The sequence below is a fragment of the Phenylobacterium sp. genome (assembly GCF_036963605.1).
In the GTDB taxonomy this organism is placed as follows: domain Bacteria; phylum Pseudomonadota; class Alphaproteobacteria; order Caulobacterales; family Caulobacteraceae; genus Phenylobacterium.
Window position 1 is genome coordinate 21,596 of the sequence record NZ_JBALUY010000025.1, and the last position, 19,013, is coordinate 40,608.

Sequence of the window (19,013 nt, forward strand, 5' to 3'; positions counted from 1 at the left end):
ACCCGCTTCAGCCCTCTGTCCTCTGTGACGGGACGCGTGTCAGGCGCGGCGCCGTCCGTCGGACGCGTTCCAGGCCAAAGCCCCAAGCCGGCGCCCAGGAAAGCGGCGCCGGCCGCCTCGGCCGCCATCAGCCAGGGCGCCTGGCGCCCCGCGCGCCGCCCGGGCGCAAACGGGCTCGTCCACCTCCGCATTGATGTATGACAATCATACGGAAATCTTGTGGAGGGCGTTTGTATGGCGAGCTTGTTCAGAACCCTGGTTGGCGGGGTGGCCCTGGCCTGCGCCGTTGGCGTTGGCCCAAGCCTCGCCCAGACGCCGGGGCCTGCGCCGACCCCGAAGACCACCGCAATCCACGCCGGTCGGCTGATCGACGGCCTCTCGGCGCATCCACAAAGCCAGGTCACCATCCTGATCCGTGATGACCGGATTACGGCGGTGGAGCCAGGTTTTGTCTCGCCCCCCGGCGCCGAGGTGATCGACCTGTCGAACGCCACGGTCTTGCCGGGCCTGATTGATGGCCACACCCATGTGACCTCCCTGCGCCGGACGGGCAATGGCATCGCCAAGAGCGTGACCTATTCCCCGCTGGACATGGCCCTGGCCGCCACGGTCAACGCCGAGGCGATCCTGCGCTCCGGGGTCACCACCGTGCGCGACCTGGGCGGCAACTACGGGACCGACATCGCCCTGAAGAAGGCGATCGAGCTGGGCGAGGTGGCCGGCCCTCGCATGTGGGTGGCCGGCGAGGCCATCGGCCCGACCGGCGGCCACACCGACTGGAGTCATGGCTATGCCGAGGACATGTCCCGCCGCGACTGGGGGGCAGGGCTCGCCGATGGCCCGGACGCCGTCACCCGCCTGGCGCGCACCCAGCACAAGCTCGGCGTCGACATCATCAAGATCATGCCCAGCGGCGGCGTGGTCAGCCAGGGGGACGATCCCAAGGCCCAGCTGATGACCGAGGCCGAAATCAAGGCGGCCATCGACACCGCCCGCGCCATGGGCATGAAGGTCGCCGCCCACGGGCATGGCAAGGCAGCCATCGACATCGCCGTGCGTCTCGGGGCCGCCTCCATCGAGCACGGCACCTATGCCGACGATGAGAGCTGGCGACTGATGAAGGCTGCCGGGACCTATTTCGTGCCGACCCTGCTGACGACCCAGCGGCTGTACGACCTGGCGAAGACCTCGCCCGAAGCGCTCAATCCTTCCACCGTGGCCAAGGTTCTGGCCATGGGGCCGAGCCTCACCAAGCTGACCCGCGCCCACAGCGCCGGGGTCAAGATCGCCTTCGGCAGCGACACGGGGCTGGGCGAGAACCTGCAGGAGGCCGCCCTGATGGTCGAGGCCGGCATGACGCCGGCCGAGGTGATCCTGGCCGCCACCGCCAGCGCCGCCGACCTGATTGGCTCAACCGAGATCGGCGCCGTGCAGGCTGGTCGCTACGCCGACATCGTGGCCGTCGCCGGCGATCCCCTAAGCGATATCACCGAGTTGGAGCGCGTCCAGTTCGTGATGAAGGGCGGGGTGGTCTACAAGGCCGGCGGCGAGAACCTCTACGTTCCGATGGTGAATCCGTGACCGCGGTTTCCGTCGCCGAAACCGGCGAGCCCGGCGCCGCAAGGCCGACGATCCGCGGCTGGCTGATCGTGGCGGTCTCCCTGGTGGGAATCTCGGCCGGGCCGGCCGCCTTCGGCATCGCCTCACTCGGCCTGTTCATCGGGACCTTCGAGCAGCAGTTCGGCTGGGGCCGGGCGGAGATGAGCGCCGCGGCCTCGCTGATGATGCTGTGCTCGGCGGTCTCAATGCCCCTGGTGGGGCGCCTGGTGGACCGGTTCGGCGCGCGCCGCATGCTGATACCTTCGCTCGCGATCCTGGCCGCCTGCATGCTGGCCCTGACCCAGGTGACCCAGCTCTGGCACTTCATGGCCATCTATATCGCCATGGGTACGGTGGCGGCCGGCTCCAACAGCGTGGCCTATATGCGCGTCCTGGCCACCTGGTTCGACAAGTCCCGGGGCCTGGCCATCGGCATCGCCGGCAGCGGCACGGGATTCGGCTTCGCCTATGTGCCCCTGGTGGGCCAGGGCGCCATCTCACAGTTCGGCTGGCAGGGCGGCTATGTGGCGCTGGGCCTGATCCTGCTGTGCGTCGCCCTGCCCATGGTGGTCTTCCTGCTGCAGGAGCAGCCGGGCGCGCCGGCCGGGGAGAGGGCGGACGCCCCGCCCGCCGCCGCCTTGGGCGACACGCTGAAGCAGGCCATGGCCAAGCGCGACTTCTGGATGCTGATCGCCATCTTCGTCGTGCTCGCCTTCGTCCTCTATGGCCTGATCCCGCACATGGTCCCTCTGCTCGGCGACCGGGGCATGAGCCCGGAAGCCGCCGCCGGGGTCGCCTCGATCTTCGGCCTGGCCACCTTCGGGGGGCGGATCCTGATCGGCTTCCTGCTGGACAAGTTCGACGCCCGGCACATCGGCCTGGTGTTCTTCAGCCTCTCGGCGGTGGGCTTGGCCCTTTTGTGGGCGCCGCTGCCGGCCTGGGCGATGATCTTCCCAGCCCTTCTGTTGGGGGGCAGCCTGGGGGCCGAGGTGGACATGCTGGCCTATCTGGCCAGCCGCTATTTCGGCCTGAAGTGCTTCGCCCAGATCTTCGGCGTCCTGTTCGGGGCGGTGATGATCGCCATGGGGCTTGGCCCCGTCGCCTTCGGCTTCGTCTTCGACCTGACCGGCTCCTACCAGGCCATGCTGGCCGTAGGCGCAGGCCTTTGCCTGTTGGCCTCCAGCCTCGTTCTGACCCTGCGCCCCTATCAGGAGCGCCGCCGCGGCGGGCCGGTCTCGGTGACCTGAGCTTTCCTTGCGCGGCTCTCCCCGGTCGTCGCAGCGGAAAAGGAAGGGCCCGCGCCATCCCCTGGCGCGGGCCCTTTGTCGTTTCAGGCGTGAAGGCGGCGATCAGGCCGCGGCGTAGTCGGCCCTATCGCCCTCGATCTGCACCCGGAAGCCCGAGCGCTCGTGCGGGAAGTAGTCCCAGATCGCCAGGTGCTGGGTGCAGCGATTGTCCCAGAAGGCCACTGCATGGGGCGTCCAGCGGAAGCGCACCTGGAAGTAGGCGTTCTCTGCATGCTTGAAGAGGTAATGCAGGATGGCCTCGCTCTCGTCCTGCGGTACGTCGTTGATGTGGCAGGTGAAGCCGCGGTTGACGAACAGCAGCTTGCGGCCCGTGGCCGGATGGGTGCGGATCACCGGATGGACGGCCACCGGATACTTGCCGTCGGGGTCGAAACGACCAAAGGCCAGTTTGCCGTCATGGGTGGCGGTCAGCTTTTCCAGATAGGCCTTCATCGGCGCCGACAGGGCGTCATAGGCCGCATACATGCTGGAAAAGGCCGTATCGCCGCCCATCGGCGGCAGGGTGTGCAGATAGAGCACGCTGCCCATGGGCGGGACGGGCAGGCACGACATGTCGGTGTGCCACTCCTCGCCGGCCACATGCTTGGAGGTGGCGTCGGCGTGCAGCTTGCGCACCTCCGGGTGCTCGGGCAGGCCCTTCAGGGCATGGATCTGCAGCTCGCCGAAATACTGGCCGACCCTCTTGAGCGACTCAGGATCCAGGGGCTGGTCCCGGAAGAAGATCACGCCGTGATCGTGGAGGGCCTGACGAATGTCCGCGACCTGTTCGTCGCTCAGGGGCTGGGTCAGGTCGACGCCGGAAAGCTCGGCGCCGATGGTGGGGGTAAGCGGCTGGGCCTGGAGGGTCCTGTACGACATTGAAATCCCATTGATCGAAACAAGGTGCGCGAGCGCTGCGCCATCTGGAAGGAGGCGCGCCTCGGCTTCAAGATCATTGTATACAGTATCCCGTATTCCTTGTCAGGCGCCCGTTGAGGGGGCGCCGTTGCGGTGGGCGCATCTATGGCCTAGTCGAGGGACGGACTGATCTTGCGTCACTTAAGGGAATCCAGCGCCTTGCCGGGAAGTTCGCGAGCCGTCGCCCCGACCGAGCGCCTGCGCGACCAGGTCTATCGGCGCATGCGCGAAGAGCTGCAGTCGGGCCTGCTGGAGCCGGGCGCCCGGTTGGTGGAGCTGCAACTGGCCAAGGCCTATGGCGTCTCCCGCACCCCGGTGCGCGAGGTTCTGCTGCAACTGGCCCGGGAAGGCCTGCTGACTCCGCAGGAGCGGGGCTATCTGGTCCCGGTCGACACCCAGAAGGATGTGGTCGACCGGCTGGAGGTCCGCCGGCTGCTGGACGCCCGCATCGCCCGCCATGCGGCCCTGGAAGCCACCGAGGCCGAGATCGCCGCCCTGCGCAAAACCCTGGAGCGTCAGCGGGCCGCCCACGAGGCCGGCCGCGCCCGGGTCTTCGTCGAGCGCAACAGCGAGTTCCGCAGCGCCCTGCGCGAGGCCTGCCGCAACGCCCTGCTGCGGCGCTGCGCGGCCATGGTGGACGACGTCTTCCAGACCATGCGCGGGCGCCTGCACGAAACCGCCGCCAACCGCGAGCTGACGCTCGTCTGTGACGGCCGCATCCTGCAGGCCCTCGAGCAGCGCGACCCCGACGCCGCCGAGGCCGCCGTCGAAGCCTTCATCGACGCCCTCCTGGCCCACTTCGAAGCCGACCCGCCGCGGGTTTAGGGGCGGGGAATCAGCGAAGCCTGGCCAGCCAGACGGAACGTCCACCGCACTCCGGGTCCTCCGGCGTAAACCGGACCACCTCGAACCCTTGGTCCGCCAGGAGGGACCTGTATTCGGAGGGCTCGAGGCTGGCGTGATAGAGGGGCTCGCCCTCGAAGGCGCCGATCGCTTCGCCATGGGCCGGCCCGCTGTTGAACATCAGGGCGGCGTAGGGTCCGCAATGGCGCCGGAACACGTCGAACATGCGCCGCTGATCTTCGTGATCCAGGTGGAACAGGCTGTCCCAGGCGAGCACGCCGTCGAACCTCTGGCCCAGGTCCGTGAGGCGCATGTCCCCGACGCCCCAGGCGTGCTCGGGAAAGGCCGCTTCACAGACCGCGATCAGGTCAGCAGACCCATCGACGCCGGTCATTGCGCACCCTTGGCCGATCAAGTAGCGCGCGATCGGGCTTCCGGACCCGCAGCCGAGATCGAGCACGCGGCGGCCCTCCGGTAGCAGCCCCAGAAACCGGCCGAGCCAGACGCCTTCGGTCAGCCGGTCGCCGCGGTTGCGCACCCAGGCGGCTGCGTGGCGCTGGTAGAGGTCGATGACATCGCGCGCGCTGCTGTTCATGCCATCAGCCTAGCGACTTGGTTTCGACGCCTTCATGACAATCAAAGGTCCCTCACGCCTCCCGGGCGCGGACCATGTCGAGGGCGACGTCGACGATCATGTCTTCCTGGCCGCCGACCATGCGGCGGCGGCCGAGCTCGATGAGGATGGCGCGGGTGTCGAGGCCGTAGGTCTCGGCGGCCTTTTCGGCGTGGCGCAGGAAGCTGGAATAGACCCCAGCATAGCCCAGGCTGAGGGTCTCGCGGTCCACCCGGACGGGACGGTCCTGGATCGGTCGCACCAGGTCTTCGGCCGCGTCCATCAGCTTGAAGAGATCGCAACCGTGGTCCCAGCCATAGACATCGGCCGCGGCGATGAAGACCTCCAGCGGCGCATTGCCGGCCCCGGCGCCCATGCCGGCCAGCGATGCATCCACCCGGATGGCCCCGTTCTGGACCGCAGCGATAGAGTTGGCGACGCCCAGCGAGAGGTTGTGGTGGGCGTGGACGCCCCGCTCGGTCTCGGGGCGCAGCACGGAGTCATAGGCCTGCAGCCGTTCAGCCACGCCCTCCATGGTCAGGGCCCCGCCGGAATCGGTGACATAGACGCAGTGGGCGCCGTAGCTTTCCATCAGCAGGGCTTGGCTCGCCAGGGCCTCGGGCGCGCTCATATGGCTCATCATCAGGAAGCCGGAGACGTCCATGCCGAGGTTGCGGGCGGCTTCGATGTGCTGGCGCGAGACGTCGGCCTCGGTGCAGTGGGTGGCTACGCGAACCGAGCGGACGCCCAGCTCATAGGCGCGCTTGAGGTCATGCACCGTGCCGATGCCGGGCAGGAGCAGGGTGGTGAGGACGGCGTACTCCAGCACCTCGCCGACCGCCTCGATCCAGGCCCAGTCGGTGCAGGCGCCGAAGCCGTAGTTGAAGGACGAGCCCGACAGGCCATCCCCGTGGGAGACCTCGATGGCGTCCACCCGGGCCTCGTCCAGGGCGCGGGCGATGGCCCGGACCTGGTCCAGCCCATACTGGTGGCGGATGGCGTGCATGCCGTCGCGCAGGGTGACGTCCTGGATGTAGAGCTTGCGGGCGGGGGCGGGGGCGCTCATGCGGAAACTCCTGCGCCGCGGCGTTCCACGATGCGCTCGGCGGTGCGCAGGGCCGCCGAGGTCATGATGTCGAGATTGCCCGCATAGGCCGGCAGGTAGTGGGCCGCGCCCTCCACCTCGAGGAAGACGCTGACCTTGAGGCCGGTGAAGGCCTCGTCCATTTCTGGGATCAGCAGGCGGGCGTTGTCGGTGATGGGCTCGAACTGCACCGCCTGCTTCAGGCGATAGCCAGGCACATAGGTCTGCACCTCGGCGACCATCTCCAGGATGGAGGCCTCGATGGCGGCCGGATCGCCGCCCTCGCAGAGGCAATAGACCGTGTCGCGCATGATCAGCGGCGGCTCGGCCGGATTGAGCACGATGATCGCCTTGCCGCGCCGGGCGCCGCCGACCTGCTCGATGGCCCGCGAGGTGGTCTCGGTGAACTCATCAATGTTGGCCCGCGTCCCGGGGCCGGCGGATTTGGAGGCGATGGAGGCGACGATCTCGCCATAGATCACCGGGGAAACGCGGTTGACCGCCGCCACGATGGGAATGGTCGCCTGGCCGCCGCAGGTCACCATGTTGAGGTTCGGCTGTTCGAGATTGGCCTCGCCGTTCACTGGCGGGATCACATAGGGGCCGATGGCCGCCGGCGTCAGGTCGATCACCGTCTTGCCATGGGCGCGCAGCACCTGGTCATGCCGCTGGTGGGCGCTGGCCGAGGTGGCGTCGAAGACGATCTGGATGTCCTGGAATTCCGGCATGGCCACCAGGCCGTCGATGCCGCCGGCGGTGGTGGCCACGCCCATCCGCTGGGCCCGCTGCAGGCCATCGGAGGCCGGATCGACGCCGACCATGGCGCCCATGGCCAGGGTCTTGGACAGCCGCATGATCTTGATCATCAGGTCCGACCCGATATTGCCCGAGCCGATGATGGCCACCTTGACCGGCGAGGATGGGGACTCCACGGCGCTGCTCCTAAGGTTCACAGGCGCCCGAAGCGCCCTCAATTCGAGTGGCAATCTTGTCATACAATATTATAAGTCAAGGGCGCGCAGCGGAGTTTGAGAATGGCGAGCGACAAACGCATTGGATTGATCGGCCTTGGGGCGATCGGCCAGGAAATCATCGCCGCGGCCGGGCGCCTGGGCGAGGACGACAACGTCTGCGCGGTGCTGGTGCGACCAGGCCGCGAGGCCGCCGGGGTCCCTTGCGTCCATGACCTGGCGGGCCTGCTGGCGGCGTCCCCCGACGTGGTGCTGGAATGCGCCGGCCATGGCGCGGTGAGCGAATTCGGGGTCCAGGTCCTGGCGGCCGGCGTCGACCTGGTGGTCTCTTCTGTCGGCGCCCTGACGGACGCCGACCTGGCGCGGCGCCTGCTGGCCGCCGAGCAGGCCGGGGGCGGGCGGCTGCTGATTCCGGCTGGCGCGGTAGCGGGCCTCGACGGCCTCGTGGCCGCGAGCCTCGCAGGCTTGAGCGCCGTTACTTACAACTCCCACAAGCCGCCCCATGCCTGGCGAGCCACGCCCGCCGCGCAGGCCATCGATCTGGACGATCCGGCTGAGGAACAGGTCTTCTTCGAGGGCTCGGCCCGGGCGGCCGCGGCGGCCTATCCCAAGAACGCCAATGTCTCGGTGGCCGTCTCCCTGGCCGGGCTGGGGCTGGACCGTACCCGGGTGCGGCTGATCTCCTCGCGCAAGGTGACCGACCCCCTGGGCGTCATCACCGCAGAGGGCGACTTCGGTCGGTTCCTGTTCGAAGTGTTCGCGGTGGCCGCGCCGGACAACCCCAAGACCTCGGCCCTGACCGCCCACAGCCTGCTGCAATGCGCCCGGCTGGGCATCGGCCTGCCGGCTTCGCGCCTGCAGGCGGGCTTGTTTCCTGAGCCGTGACCGGGCCAAATCGCAGATAGGATTGTCGGACACGGAATCGCGACGCGGCGAACCAGAGGTCCGCGTGACAAGGGGCTGACTTGGAATACGAAGACCTGAGGATTGTCGATACGCCGTCGCTGGTGCGCGACCATGCGATCTCGAAGCTCCGCAACGCCATCAGCTCTGGCCTCTATCCCCCCGGGGCGCGTCTGGTGGAGCGGGAACTGTGCGAGGCCCTGGGGGTCAGCCGCACCTCGGTGCGCGAGGCCCTGCGCCAGTTGCAGTCCGAAAACCTGGTCGAGGTGGGCCGGCGGCGCAGCATCAATGTGGCGGTGATCACCGCCCAGGACGCCGCCGACATCTACATGATCCGGGAAATGCTGGAGACCCAGGCCATTCGCCGGTTCGTCGCCCTGTCCGACGACGCTGAGCGCAAGGCTCTGGCCGCTGTGCATAAGCGGCTGGTCAAGGCGCTCAGCAAGAACGACATGGCCCAGCTCTCGGCCATCGCCAGCGAGTTCTATGAGCGGGTGCTGATCGGGGCCAAGAGCCGGGTGATCTATGAGGTGGCCCGGCCCCTGCTGGCGCGGGTCAACTATCTGCGCATCCGCTCCATGGCCGAGCCCGGCCGGCTCGACGGCGGCCTCAAGGAATGGGACGCCATGATGGATGCAGTGCAGGCCGGCGACGCCGACCGCGCGGCCGAGGCCATGGCCGTCCACCTGCGCAACGCCCGGGCGGCCATCGTGGCGCGCCTGGAGGCCGATGAAAAAACCGCCACTTCATCGAAACGGAAGGCTGCTTCCTAGGCGCCAGTCAAACGGGCCTTCAGCTCCAATATCTAATATTGTCATACAAACTCGCGGTCGCTAGCGTCGCCCCTCTCAAGAGGAGTGCGCACCATGGCGTCTGGGTCGAACGTGATCGTGGTCGGGGCTGGCCCCGTGGGGACCATCGCCGCCTACGCTCTTCGCCGCCGGGGCGTGCCGGTGGTGCTGGTGGAAGCCTTGCTGGCGCCGGAGATCGACTGCCGCGCCGCCTCCTGCCATCCCCCGACCATCGCCATGCTGGCCGAGCTGGACCTGCTGGAGGCCGGCCTGGAGCAGGGCCTGGTCTCGCCGGTCTTCCACTATATGGACCGCCCGACCGGCCAGCGGATCGCCCGCTTCGACATCCGCGAAATGCAGATCCCGCCCGAGCACCCCTATGTGCTGCAGTGGGAGCAGTACAAGATTTCCGCCACCATCCTGGAGCGCCTGGAGGCAGATCCGGGCTGTCAGGTGATGATGGGCGCCCGCCTCACCGACATCATCCAGGACGCCGACAAGGTTCGCGCCGTGCTCGAAACCGCCGAGGGCGTGGTCGAGATCGAGGGCGACTATCTGGTCGGCTGCGACGGGGGCCGCAGCACGGTCCGCCGCCTGGCCGAGATCGAGTTCGAGGGCTTCACCTGGCCCGAGCGCTTCCTCAAGGTCGACACCCATTTCGACTTCATGTCCCTGCGGCCCGACCTCAGCAACCGCAACTACTTCTCCGATCCCGACGAGTGGATGAACCTGTTCAAGGCCCGCGGTCCGGATGGCGGCGGCCTGTGGCGGGCGGTCAGCCCGACCCTGCCCGAACAGACCGACGAGGAGCTTCTCTCGCCGGACGCCATCGAGGCCCGCCTGCAGAAGTTCTGCCCCAAGGACGGCCCCTATGAGATCGCCACGGTGGCGCTCTACCGGGTGCACCAGCGGGTGGCGGCGACCTTCAACAAGGGCCGGGTGCTGCTGGCCGGCGACGCGGCCCATGTGAACAACCCTGTGGGCGGCATGGGGATGAACGGCGGCATCCACGACGCGGTCAACCTGGCCGCCAAGCTGGACGACATCCTCAACGGCGGCGCTGAGGCCCAACCCCTGCTGGACCGCTACTCCCGCCAGCGGCGCAAGGCCCAGACCGATTTCGTCCAGGCCCAGAGCATCCAGAACAAGAAGACCCTCGGCGAAAAGGATCCACAGGCCCGGGCCCAGGGCCTGGAAGCCATCCGCCAGGCCGGCCTCGATCCCGACCTGCATGACGCCTTCATCGGCCGCGCCTGTCTGATCGACAGCGTCAAGGTCGCCGACGCCGTCCTCTAGCCTCTTAAGGAACACCGCCCATGTCCGTCGCCCGACATCCCCGTCCCGCTGAACTTGCCGACGCCTCCCTCGAAGACCTGATGGCCCGCTATGTGGCCAGGTTCGAAACTCGCACGCCCGACTGGAACGCCTTTTCCGACGCCAGCATCGAAGGCTATCGCCGCGCCCAGCACCGCTTCATCGGGGCTGGCGCCTCGGGCAAGCATGACGACGCCAGTGTGATCCCGGCCACCGGCTTTACCCTGTCGATCATGCTGGTGCCGCCAGGCCAGGGGAACGCCCCCCACACCCACGAGGTGGAGGAGGTGTTCTTCATCCTGCAGGGCCGCTGCGTGGTGTTCATCGAGGATGAGGAGGGCCGGCGCCTGTCGCAGGAGCTGGGTCCCTGGGAGATGATTTCGTGTCCGCCGGGCGTCATCCACGGCTATGTCAACGAGACCGAGGAGGACTGCTACCTGCAGGTGATGCTGGGCCGCGGGCGCCCGGAAACTGCGGGTTTCGCCGACGCCAGCCTGTTCGAGCGCCGGGACGCGCACCTGGGCGGCGGCTGATCCCGGCCGCTTGCGGCGCCAATGGCGGTATGGTCTGAGAAGGGCATGGAACCGACCGGCGCCAACCTACCCTCCATGAACCTCCGGCATATCGAGGTCTTCCACGCGGTCTATCGGGCGGGCTCGATCAGCGCTGCGGCCCGCGCCCTCTATGTGTCGCAACCCTCGGTCAGCAAGGTGCTGAAGCACGCCGAGGGGCGGCTGGGCTTTCCCCTGTTCCGGCTGGTCAAGGGCCGCCTGACCCCGACCGAGGAGGCCCACGCCCTTTTCCGCGACGTGGACGAGATCTACACCAAGATCGAGTCGCTGAAGGAGACGACCCGCAACCTGCTGAAGGGCGGCTCGGCCCATATCGGCCTGGCGGTGCTGCCGTCCCTGGGCCTCGGCGTCGCGCCACGGGCCGTCGCCCAGTTTCGCAAGAAGAATCCCGGCGTCACCTTCGGGCTGCAGACCCTGCATGACGAGGACGTGCTGCGCGCCCTCTATGAGCGCAAGGCCGACCTGGCGGTGGCCTATGACGCCCCGCGCCACCCCCGCCTGGCCCATACCCGCATCGGCACGGGCGAACTGGTGGTGCTCTACCGGCGCGAGTATCTGCCCGACGCGCCGCCCCGGGTCAGCCTCGACCGCTTCGCCGGCCACGAACTGATCAGCCTGACCGGAAGCGGCCCCGTGGGCGCCCTCTATGCCAGCGAGGTGGTGCAAGGAAAGCGCAGCGGTCCCGAAGGCATCGTCGTGCAGACCTATTACGTGGCCGCATCCCTGGTGCGCCATGGCGCGGGCGTGGCGATTGTCGATGAGTTCACCGCTCGGGAGAACCTCGGCCCTGATCTTGATTTCAGGCCCCTGGAGCATCCAGTAAGCTTTGGCGTCTATTGCATATACCTGGAAGATCGCCCGCTTTCCAAGATCGCCAAGGCGTTCGTGAATACGTTGAAGGCCGATATCCAGGACCAGCAGCAGGCGCATAACCCCGGGCTATAACACTCCTCTTTCTTTCGAGCTTCGCGCGCGCCCTGGTTGCGCGATGATTGCGCAACACCGCTGCGCCGGCCCGAAGTGAGGCATTATGATCCCGCCGCCCTACCTGCTCTATCTTGGGGACTCCCAGAACGAGCTTTCCGTGAAGACCTCCCGCGGGGTGGCTTACTGGCGTCCCGAATGGAGCCTGGGTGAGCACCGGGGTTCGGAGTGCACGGTCACCCTGAACCTGCCGCACCTGGACTTCGCCGAGGCCGCCGCCAAGGGCGCCAAGACCCTGATCATCGGCGTCGCAAACGCCGGCGGTGTGCTGGGCCCCAAGATCGTCTCCGACGCTGTGAAGGCTCTGGACGCCGGCCTGAACGTGGCCTCGGGCCTGCATGAGCGCCTGACCGAGCATCCCGAGATCGTCGCCGCCGCCCAGCGCAACGGCCTGTCCCTGTTCGATGTGCGCGAGCCGCCGAAGAAGATGGATGTCGGCAATGGCCGACCCCGCGCGGGCCATCGCCTGCTGACCGTCGGCACCGACTGCTCGGTCGGCAAGATGTACACGACCCTGGCCATCGAGCGGGAGATGCGCGGCCGCGGCCTGCGCGCCGACTTCCGCGCCACCGGCCAGACCGGCATCTTCATCGCCCAGTCCGGCGTGCCGATCGACGCGGTGATCGCCGACTTCATCTCCGGCGGCATCGAAGCCATCACCCCGGCCCGCACTGATGGCGGCTGGGACCTGGTCGAGGGGCAGGGCTCCCTGTTCCATCCGTCCTTCGCCGGTGTGTCGCTTGGCCTGCTGCACGGCGCCCAGCCGGACGCCATCGTGCTCTGCCACGAGCCTGGCCGGCCGCACATGCGCGGGATTCCTGGCCGCACCCTGCCGGACCTGAAGGCCTGCCTGGAGGCCAATCTCGCCTCGGCCGCCCTGACCAATCCGGGCGTGACGCCGGTGGGGATTGCGTTCAACACCTCCAACCTCGCCCCCGATGAGGCGCGCCGTCTCTGCGACGAGACCTCCGCGCGTTTCAACCTCCCTTGCCAGGACCCCGTCTCCATGGGCGTGGACCTGATCGTCGACAGGTTAGTTGAATGCTTCGCACCGTTGCAGTCCGAGCAGAGCGTTGGCCGTTAAGCACGCCCTTCCGCATCTCCCGCGGGGTCAAGACCGCCGCTGACGTGGTCGCCGTGACCCTGGTCCAGGACGGGCGGCAGGGCCGCGGCGAGGGCGTGCCCTACGCCCGCTACGGCGAAACCATCGAGTCGGTCCTGGAACAGGTGAACAGCCTGTCGACGGAACTGGCCAACGGGATGACGCGCGCGGACCTGGCCGGCCGGCTGGGTCCGGGCGCCGCCCGCAACGCTATCGACTGCGCCCTGTGGGATCTCGAAGCCCGCCTGGCCGGCCGTGCGGTCGCCGACACCCTCGGCCAGCCCCCGCTCCATCCCCTGGTGAGTGCGCTGACCGTGAGCCTGGATACCCCACAGGCGATGGGTGAGGCGGCCGCACGGATGACCGGCGTGACCCTGATCAAGGTCAAGGTCGACCGGAAGAATCCCGCCGCCTGCCTGGAGGCGGTCCGCGCCACCGCGCCGGACGCCGCCCTGATCGTCGATCCCAATGAGAGCTGGACGATCGAGACCCTGGCGCAGCTGCAGCCCGTTCTGCGGGACCTGAAGGTCGCCCTGATCGAACAGCCCCTCTCGGCCGACGAGGACAGCGACCTGCTGGGCTTCGAAAGCTGCGCCCCGATCTGCGCTGACGAGTCCTGCCATGTGTCCGCCGACCTGCCGGGGCTGAAGGACCGCTATCAGGTGGTCAATATCAAGCTCGACAAGACGGGCGGCCTGACCGAGGCTCTCGACCTGCTGACCGAGGCCCGGCGCATGGGCTTCGGGGTCATGGTCGGCTGCATGGTCTCGTCGTCCATGTCCATCGCGCCGGCCTTCCATGTGGCCCGACACGCCGACTTCGTCGATCTCGACGGCCCGACCTGGATTGCTGATGACTATGCCGGCGGCGCGGTCCAGCGTGGCGCTGAGCTGCTGCCGCCCGAGGCCCTTTGGGGCGTGCCTGACACCGCGACACCGGAGACCGAGGCCTGATCCCAAGGGGTCGCCGCGCCAAAGGATCGCCCGCCATTTCGTCCTGGAGATCTGCCGATGAGCGACCTCGCGCCTGAGCCCGCGACCCCCGCCACGCCCGACCGAAAGGGCGTCGGCGGCTTCGTCCGGCGCTACTGGCTCGAGGTCACCCTGTGGAAGCGGATCCTGCTGGGCCTGGTCCTGGGCACGATCCTCGGACTGGTGATCGGCGAGCAGGCCGTGGGCCTCAAGTGGATCGGCGACGTGTTCGTGCGGCTGATCCGCATGATCGTCACCCCGCTGGTCTTCTTCTCCATCGTTTCGGGCATCGCCGGCATGGGTGATGTGAAGCGGCTGGGCTCCATCGGCGCCAAGACGCTGTTCATGTACCTGGCCCTGACGGCTGTGGCGGTCTCGGTGGGGCTTTCGCTCGGGGTGCTCTTCCAGCCCGGCGCCGGCATGGATTTCGCCGGCACGATCCCCCAGGTGCTGGGCGAGGCGCCGACGCTCGGCGCCTATCTGATGAGTATCATCCCGCTCAATCCGTTCGCCGCCCTCACCAATGGCGACATTCCGGCGGTGATCTTCTTCGCCATCCTGATCGGCATGGGCGTGCTGATCATCGGCGAGCCGGCCGCGCCGGTCGCGCGGCTGTTCCAGATCGGTTCCGACATCATGCTCGTCCTGGTCCGGGTGATCATGGAGCTGGCGCCCTTCGGGGTTCTCGCCCTGGTGGCCTGGGTGATGGGGACCTCGGGACCGGAGACCTTCGTCCACGTCTTCCTGCTGGCCTGCGCCCTGGTGCTGGGCTGCGTGATCCAGAGCCTGATCGTCCACGGCGGCGTCATCGGCCTGATCGCCCGCCTGCCGGTGGTCCCGTTCTTCCGCGACATCGCCGATGCGGTGATCGTCGCCTTCTCCACCTCGTCCAGCGCAGCAGTCCTGCCCGTGGCCATGCGGGTGGCGGAGAAGAATCTGGGCGTCAGCCACACCGTGGCCTCCACCACCCTGCCGCTGGGGGCGACGCTGAGCATGGACGGCACAGCCCTCTATGTGGCGCTGCTGGCGGTGTTCTCGGCCCAGGCCTTCGGCGTCGACATGACGGTGGCCCAGTACTTCATGGTCGGTCTGGTCTGCGTGATCGTGGCCGTCGGCACAGCGCCGGTGCCCTCGGCCTCGCTGTTCATGCTGGCCGCCGTGCTGCAGGTCATCGGCCTGAGCGCCGAGCAGACCGCCCTGGTGGTCGGCTTCATCCTGCCCTTCGACCGTATCCTCGACATGACCCGCACCGTGCCCAACGCCACCAGCGACCTGGTGGTGGCCGTCACCGTGGCCAAGTGGGAAGGCGAGCTGGACGAGGTCGCCTACCGCGCCAAGCCGGTCGAGTAGGGGCGAGCCGCACCGGGCCTGGCTAGTTCGGGCTGTCCCAGACCGGCAGCAGCCGTTCCGCCCGCGTCCATCCGGACCGGCCATCGGCCAGCCTCACGCGCCGCCAGCCCAGATAGGCCTTGTCGACACGCCCCGCCGTGCCGCCCGCCAGCTGAATCTCGGCCTCTTCGGCCGGCGTGTCCACCGGCAGGGGGCGCAAGGGACCGGCGCCCCAAACCAGCACGGCCTTGTCGCTGGCCAGAACCCCATAGCCGCTCAGGGCCGTGGCGCTGATCAAGACGCCGACCGCCGCCACGCCCGCCAGGGTGAGCCCCGCCCGGGCGAGGTGGCGCCTTGGCCGGTAGCGGGCGTAGAGCGCGGCTGCGAGCCCCGCCGCTGCAACCCAGGCGAACCCGATCAGCAACCAACGCCAGGTCGCCGGCGAAGCCATGGCGATGGCCCGGCCGCGCCAGTCGCGGGGGCGAGGCACGCTGGCGCCGGGCTCCAGGCTGTAGCCGGCCTTGGCGCCGGTGGTCATCCAGAGCTGGCGGGTCCGGGGATCGGCGGGGTTGTGCACCCAGGCGATCGCCGCATGGCCGGCGGCCTCTTCCCACTGGTCCTGGGCGGCGAGCGCGATGGACAGGTTATGGCGGGCCCGCCAGTCGAGGGGCGCTTCGGCCACGCTCTGGCGCAGAGCCTCGGCCGTCATGTCCTGGGCCACGGCCTGGCCGCTCAACACCAACAGGGCGAGGCTCGCCATGGCGGCGGCGGGCAGCAGATTGCCGCGGCGCAGGGCCGTGGCCGGCTTGAAGGGCGGGGGCGGGCCAAGCGCGTCCAGGGCGGCCTGGGCGCGCTGTGTCCAGTCGTCAGCAAGCACGCCGGAGCGGGCGTAGAGGAACTGGTCGGCCTGCGCCCACAGGTCCCGCCATTGGGGATCGGGGAAGGCGTCAGGGGCCGGCGCCGCCAGGCCAAGGCGCCAGCGCAGGGCGGCGTCGGCCTGCCAGGCCCGCACCAGGCGCCGGCGCTCGGGCGTCTCGGGGTTCAGGGCCAGTCGGGACAGGGTGGCGGTCAGCCGGCGATGGGCGGCCCGGGGAATGCGATCGGGGTCGGTCTGGTGGGCGCGCCACAGGGCCAGCAGGCCCCACAGGGCCGCCAGCATGAGCGGGAGGGCCAACAGGGCGCCGATCCACAGGCCCCCGGTCGGCGGGGCCAGGGCCGAACCCTGGCCCTTCAGCATGGGGGGCAGGCGGGCCTCATCCTCGGCCTCATGGGGCGTCGTGTCTTCGGGCGGAAGCAGGTCGCCATTGGGGCCAGGCAGGACGTCCAGGGTGATCGCCTCTGCCCGCAGCCGCTCAAAGCGTCCGGCCTGCGGATCAAACACCACCATCTCGAAGTCGCTCAGCACATATTGGCCGGCCCGCTGGGGGATCAGCGTCACGGTCTCGCTCAGGTCCCGCTCGAACAGGCCCGCCCCCTCGGCCTCCTCAAGCTCGGGCGCGCCGACAACCTCGAAATCGCGGGAGACCTGGCGGGGGCTGAGGCCGCGAATGGCCGGCCAGTTGCCGGTCCCGGAGAGCGTGACCCGCCAGGTCAGGCTCTCGCCGACCCGGATCTCCTCGGCCTCGACCTCGGAGGTGACGGTGAACTGGCCGACAGCGCCGGTGAAGCCTTCCGGCGCAGGCGGCAGGGGGCGGATGTTGAAGAGGCCAGGCGCGCTCTGGATGGTGCGGGTTTCGGTGATGGCCCGCTGATACTCGTCCATGTCCACCACCCCGGTCTGCAGCCGCATGACCTGGCTGGCCGGTGCGACGCTGATCTCGCCAGGCTGCAGCGCCATGGCGCGGGTCTTGAATTCGATGACCGCCCGGGAGGCGCCCGGCGCAGGTGGGTTACGGAGCGCCGGCTCCCCCCAGGGCTCCGCGACCAGGGGCTCGGACGCCCATTCCAGCTCGCCCTCCAGATTGCCGAAGGTCGCCCAGTCCACCGTCCAGGCCAGGGTCAGGTCGAACACCTCCCCGGCCCACAGCGGCTTGTCGGGCGCCTCGAAGGCGCCGGTGACGCTCTGGCCCATGGCGGGGGCGGCCCACAGGGCGGCCAGGGCCATGAGCGCGGCGGCGGGCTTGAGCCTCACCATGTCTGGGCTCCCGGCGGCCGGGGCTCGGCTGTGGCGCTGCGCAGCCGCTGGAAAAGCTCGGCCGGGGAATCGGCGGCCCGCAGGCGGCGCAGTTCATCGAGGGGCTGGACGAGCGCCGGGTTGCTCCATTCGGACGGATCGTAGACGTCCTCCTGAGAGCCGCCGACATTCTGCAGGCCCTGCTCGCCGGCGGTGGGCTCCTGCTCGTCCTCCGGCGGTCCGTCGCCGCCGCTGTCGCGGGCGTCCTCGCCGGCCACAGGCTGCTGGCCCTGGGCGCCCATGGGCTCATTGGCCGGGTCGGCGGGACCGGGATCCTCCATGGGGACCGGCGGCGGCGGGACCAGCAGGCGCTCCAGCTTGGCCTCGATGGCCGCCCAGTCGGCGAGGTCGGGGTCCTGGGCGCGGCCGCGCCTGGCCGCCATCAAGCCGTCGCGCATGACGCCGTCCTCCAGGGCGTGGCCGTGGCCCCGGTGAATCTCGCCATAGCGGGTGGCCACCTCGGCGATACGCAGATGGTCGGGCGCGCCCAGCCGCGGCTTGGCGATCAGTTCTTCGGCCAGGTTGCGCATCTGCACCAGCGGGTCTTCTTCCCCCTGCAGGTCGGCCTCGGTCAGCAGGGGCGCCTGGGCCAGGGAGCGGTCCGGGGGCAGGAGGGCCAGCGCCAGCAGGCCGACCAGGGCCGCCTGCGCCACGGCCAGGGCGCGCCGTCGCCGCAACCTGGGCCGGGCGGGAACTTCCACCGCTGCGCTCCAGACGAGCAGGACGAGCGCCCCCAGAACAAACCAGGCGAACTGGTCGGCCTTGGCTGTGGGCCGGCCCTCGATGGCGCCGGCGCTGTCGGGCGGGGTGAGGCTCGCGGTGCGGACAAGCTCGGTCAGGCCGGCGGCCTCGGCCAGGGGAACCACTTGGCCCCCCGTCGCGCTGGCCAGGTCACTCAGGGCGGCCGGCGTCAGGCGGGAAACCACTGGCGCGCCTGAGGGCAGGGCCAGGGGCTGGCCATCCGGCCCCGGCGGCGTCGCGCCGGCCTCGGTCCCCAGGCCCACGGGGATGACCCGCACATGGCGGGCTCGCAGGTCGGCGAGCCGTTCGCGCCAAGCGCCGGGCTCGGCCTCGCCGTCGGTGAGGATCACCAGGACGCGGCCCTGGTCGGCGTCGCTGAAACTGGCCAGGGCGAGGTCGAGCAGGGCCGAAAAGTCGCTACCCGGGACCGGCATATGCTCAGGCGCCATCTGCGGCAGATAGGCCGACAGGATCGCCCGGTCCTCGCTGACCGGGGCCAGCAGGTGGGCCGTGCCCGCAAAGCCGATCAAGCCGATGCGCCGGTCGGGCAGATCGTCGGCCAGCCGGGTGGCGAGGCTGCGCGCCCGGGCGAGCCGGCTTGGCGATACATCGGCCGCCAGCATGCTGCGCGAGAGGTCCAGCGCAATGATCACCTCGCCGGGCGCCTGGTCGCCCTCAGCCGGGGGCGCCTGGCCCCATTGCGGTCGCGCCAGGGCGAGCACCAGCAGCAGAAGCGCCAACCAGAAGCGCCAGGCGACCCGCGCGCCCCCGCGTCGGCGATGATCGAAGCGCACCCGCCCCCCCGCGGCCACGCCCCGC

Annotated in this window: 17 protein-coding genes; 11 read left to right on the top strand and 6 right to left on the bottom strand. The window is 69.3% G+C overall.

From position 1 onward, the window contains the following. The first annotated feature begins 234 nt into the window (after positions 1 to 234). Positions 235 to 1,581, top strand: a complete 1,347-nt coding sequence (locus V7702_RS06675; protein ID WP_335649360.1) for a metal-dependent hydrolase family protein — start codon at positions 235 to 237, stop codon at positions 1,579 to 1,581. Next, entirely contained in the window at positions 1,578 to 2,846 is a 1,269-nt protein-coding gene (locus tag V7702_RS06680; RefSeq protein WP_335649361.1) for an MFS transporter, read from the top strand. The genes V7702_RS06675 and V7702_RS06680 overlap by 4 nt, the downstream gene beginning before the upstream one ends. A gap of 102 nt (positions 2,847 to 2,948) precedes the next feature. On the opposite strand, the gene V7702_RS06685 is transcribed toward V7702_RS06680, so the two are convergent. Next, positions 2,949 to 3,764, bottom strand: a complete 816-nt coding sequence (locus V7702_RS06685; RefSeq protein ID WP_335649362.1) for a TauD/TfdA dioxygenase family protein — start codon at positions 3,762 to 3,764, stop codon at positions 2,949 to 2,951. 198 nt (positions 3,765 to 3,962) lie between these two features. On the opposite strand from V7702_RS06685, the gene V7702_RS06690 reads away from it, so the two are divergent. After that, positions 3,963 to 4,628: a GntR family transcriptional regulator gene (locus V7702_RS06690; RefSeq protein ID WP_335649363.1), complete on the top strand. Its 666-nt coding sequence runs from the start codon at positions 3,963 to 3,965 to the stop codon at positions 4,626 to 4,628. 10 nt (positions 4,629 to 4,638) lie between these two features. Here V7702_RS06690 and V7702_RS06695 read toward each other — a convergent pair whose 3' ends face one another. The 3 genes from V7702_RS06695 to V7702_RS06705 are packed head-to-tail and all read right to left on the bottom strand — an operon-like array spanning position 4,639 to position 7,275. After that, positions 4,639 to 5,241 (bottom strand): class I SAM-dependent DNA methyltransferase, encoded by a 603-nt coding sequence (locus tag V7702_RS06695; RefSeq protein WP_335649364.1) that lies wholly within the window; start codon positions 5,239 to 5,241, stop codon positions 4,639 to 4,641. Between the two features lie 52 nt (positions 5,242 to 5,293). After that, positions 5,294 to 6,325, bottom strand: coding sequence for a 4-hydroxy-2-oxovalerate aldolase (gene dmpG / locus V7702_RS06700; protein ID WP_335649365.1), 1,032 nt, complete (start codon positions 6,323 to 6,325; stop codon positions 5,294 to 5,296). Beyond that, entirely contained in the window at positions 6,322 to 7,275 is a 954-nt protein-coding gene (locus V7702_RS06705) for an acetaldehyde dehydrogenase (acetylating) (protein ID WP_335649366.1), read from the bottom strand. Before V7702_RS06705 ends, dmpG begins: the two co-directional genes overlap by 4 nt. A gap of 102 nt (positions 7,276 to 7,377) precedes the next feature. Between V7702_RS06705 and V7702_RS06710 the strand changes: the two genes are divergently transcribed. The 8 genes from V7702_RS06710 to V7702_RS06745 all read left to right on the top strand — a co-directional run bounded on the left by V7702_RS06710 (position 7,378) and on the right by V7702_RS06745 (position 15,301). Further along, complete coding sequence (locus tag V7702_RS06710) at positions 7,378 to 8,199, top strand: aspartate dehydrogenase (protein WP_335649367.1); 822 nt, start codon at positions 7,378 to 7,380, stop codon at positions 8,197 to 8,199. 80 nt (positions 8,200 to 8,279) lie between these two features. Further along, positions 8,280 to 8,990, top strand: coding sequence for a GntR family transcriptional regulator (locus V7702_RS06715; protein WP_335649368.1), 711 nt, complete (start codon positions 8,280 to 8,282; stop codon positions 8,988 to 8,990). A gap of 93 nt (positions 8,991 to 9,083) precedes the next feature. Continuing rightward, entirely contained in the window at positions 9,084 to 10,304 is a 1,221-nt protein-coding gene (locus tag V7702_RS06720) for an FAD-dependent oxidoreductase (protein ID WP_335649369.1), read from the top strand. A 20-nt stretch (positions 10,305 to 10,324) separates the two neighbouring features. Further along, a complete protein-coding gene (locus tag V7702_RS06725) occupies positions 10,325 to 10,855 on the top strand; it encodes a cupin domain-containing protein (protein ID WP_335649370.1) in 531 nt (176 codons plus the stop codon). A gap of 45 nt (positions 10,856 to 10,900) precedes the next feature. Beyond that, entirely contained in the window at positions 10,901 to 11,839 is a 939-nt protein-coding gene (locus V7702_RS06730; RefSeq protein ID WP_335649371.1) for a LysR family transcriptional regulator, read from the top strand. An 85-nt stretch (positions 11,840 to 11,924) separates the two neighbouring features. Further along, a complete protein-coding gene (gene dgcN / locus V7702_RS06735) occupies positions 11,925 to 12,962 on the top strand; it encodes an N-acetyltransferase DgcN (RefSeq protein WP_335649372.1) in 1,038 nt (345 codons plus the stop codon). Continuing rightward, positions 12,920 to 13,933, top strand: a complete 1,014-nt coding sequence (gene dgcA / locus V7702_RS06740) for an N-acetyl-D-Glu racemase DgcA (RefSeq protein ID WP_335649373.1) — start codon at positions 12,920 to 12,922, stop codon at positions 13,931 to 13,933. The genes dgcN and dgcA overlap by 43 nt, the downstream gene beginning before the upstream one ends. A gap of 57 nt (positions 13,934 to 13,990) precedes the next feature. Beyond that, positions 13,991 to 15,301: a dicarboxylate/amino acid:cation symporter gene (locus V7702_RS06745; protein ID WP_335649374.1), complete on the top strand. Its 1,311-nt coding sequence runs from the start codon at positions 13,991 to 13,993 to the stop codon at positions 15,299 to 15,301. 22 nt (positions 15,302 to 15,323) lie between these two features. Here the strand turns inward: V7702_RS06745 and V7702_RS06750 are convergent, their stop codons facing one another. Together V7702_RS06750 and V7702_RS06755 are read right to left on the bottom strand one after the other, a co-directional pair. Then, positions 15,324 to 17,414, bottom strand: coding sequence for a BatD family protein (locus V7702_RS06750; protein ID WP_335649375.1), 2,091 nt, complete (start codon positions 17,412 to 17,414; stop codon positions 15,324 to 15,326). Beyond that, on the bottom strand, positions 17,408 to 19,013 hold a 1,606-nt coding region (locus V7702_RS06755), incomplete at its 5' end, for a VWA domain-containing protein (protein ID WP_335649376.1). The genes V7702_RS06755 and V7702_RS06750, both read right to left, overlap by 7 nt.

Excerpts from the sequence above, each read along its gene's own strand:
- V7702_RS06685 (WP_335649362.1), bottom strand. The coding sequence starts at position 3,764 with ATGTCGTACAGGACCCTCCAGGCCCAGCCGCTTACCCCCACCATCGGC.
- dgcN (WP_335649372.1), top strand. The coding sequence starts at position 11,925 with ATGATCCCGCCGCCCTACCTGCTCTATCTTGGGGACTCCCAGAACGAG.
- V7702_RS06725 (WP_335649370.1), top strand. The coding sequence starts at position 10,325 with ATGTCCGTCGCCCGACATCCCCGTCCCGCTGAACTTGCCGACGCCTCC.
- V7702_RS06750 (WP_335649375.1), bottom strand. The coding sequence starts at position 17,414 with ATGGTGAGGCTCAAGCCCGCCGCCGCGCTCATGGCCCTGGCCGCCCTG.
- V7702_RS06720 (WP_335649369.1), top strand. The coding sequence starts at position 9,084 with ATGGCGTCTGGGTCGAACGTGATCGTGGTCGGGGCTGGCCCCGTGGGG.
- V7702_RS06675 (WP_335649360.1), top strand. The coding sequence starts at position 235 with ATGGCGAGCTTGTTCAGAACCCTGGTTGGCGGGGTGGCCCTGGCCTGC.
- dmpG (WP_335649365.1), bottom strand. The coding sequence starts at position 6,325 with ATGAGCGCCCCCGCCCCCGCCCGCAAGCTCTACATCCAGGACGTCACC.
- V7702_RS06710 (WP_335649367.1), top strand. The coding sequence starts at position 7,378 with ATGGCGAGCGACAAACGCATTGGATTGATCGGCCTTGGGGCGATCGGC.
- dgcA (WP_335649373.1), top strand. The coding sequence starts at position 12,920 with ATGCTTCGCACCGTTGCAGTCCGAGCAGAGCGTTGGCCGTTAAGCACG.
- V7702_RS06730 (WP_335649371.1), top strand. The coding sequence starts at position 10,901 with ATGGAACCGACCGGCGCCAACCTACCCTCCATGAACCTCCGGCATATC.
- V7702_RS06695 (WP_335649364.1), bottom strand. The coding sequence starts at position 5,241 with ATGAACAGCAGCGCGCGCGATGTCATCGACCTCTACCAGCGCCACGCA.
- V7702_RS06745 (WP_335649374.1), top strand. The coding sequence starts at position 13,991 with ATGAGCGACCTCGCGCCTGAGCCCGCGACCCCCGCCACGCCCGACCGA.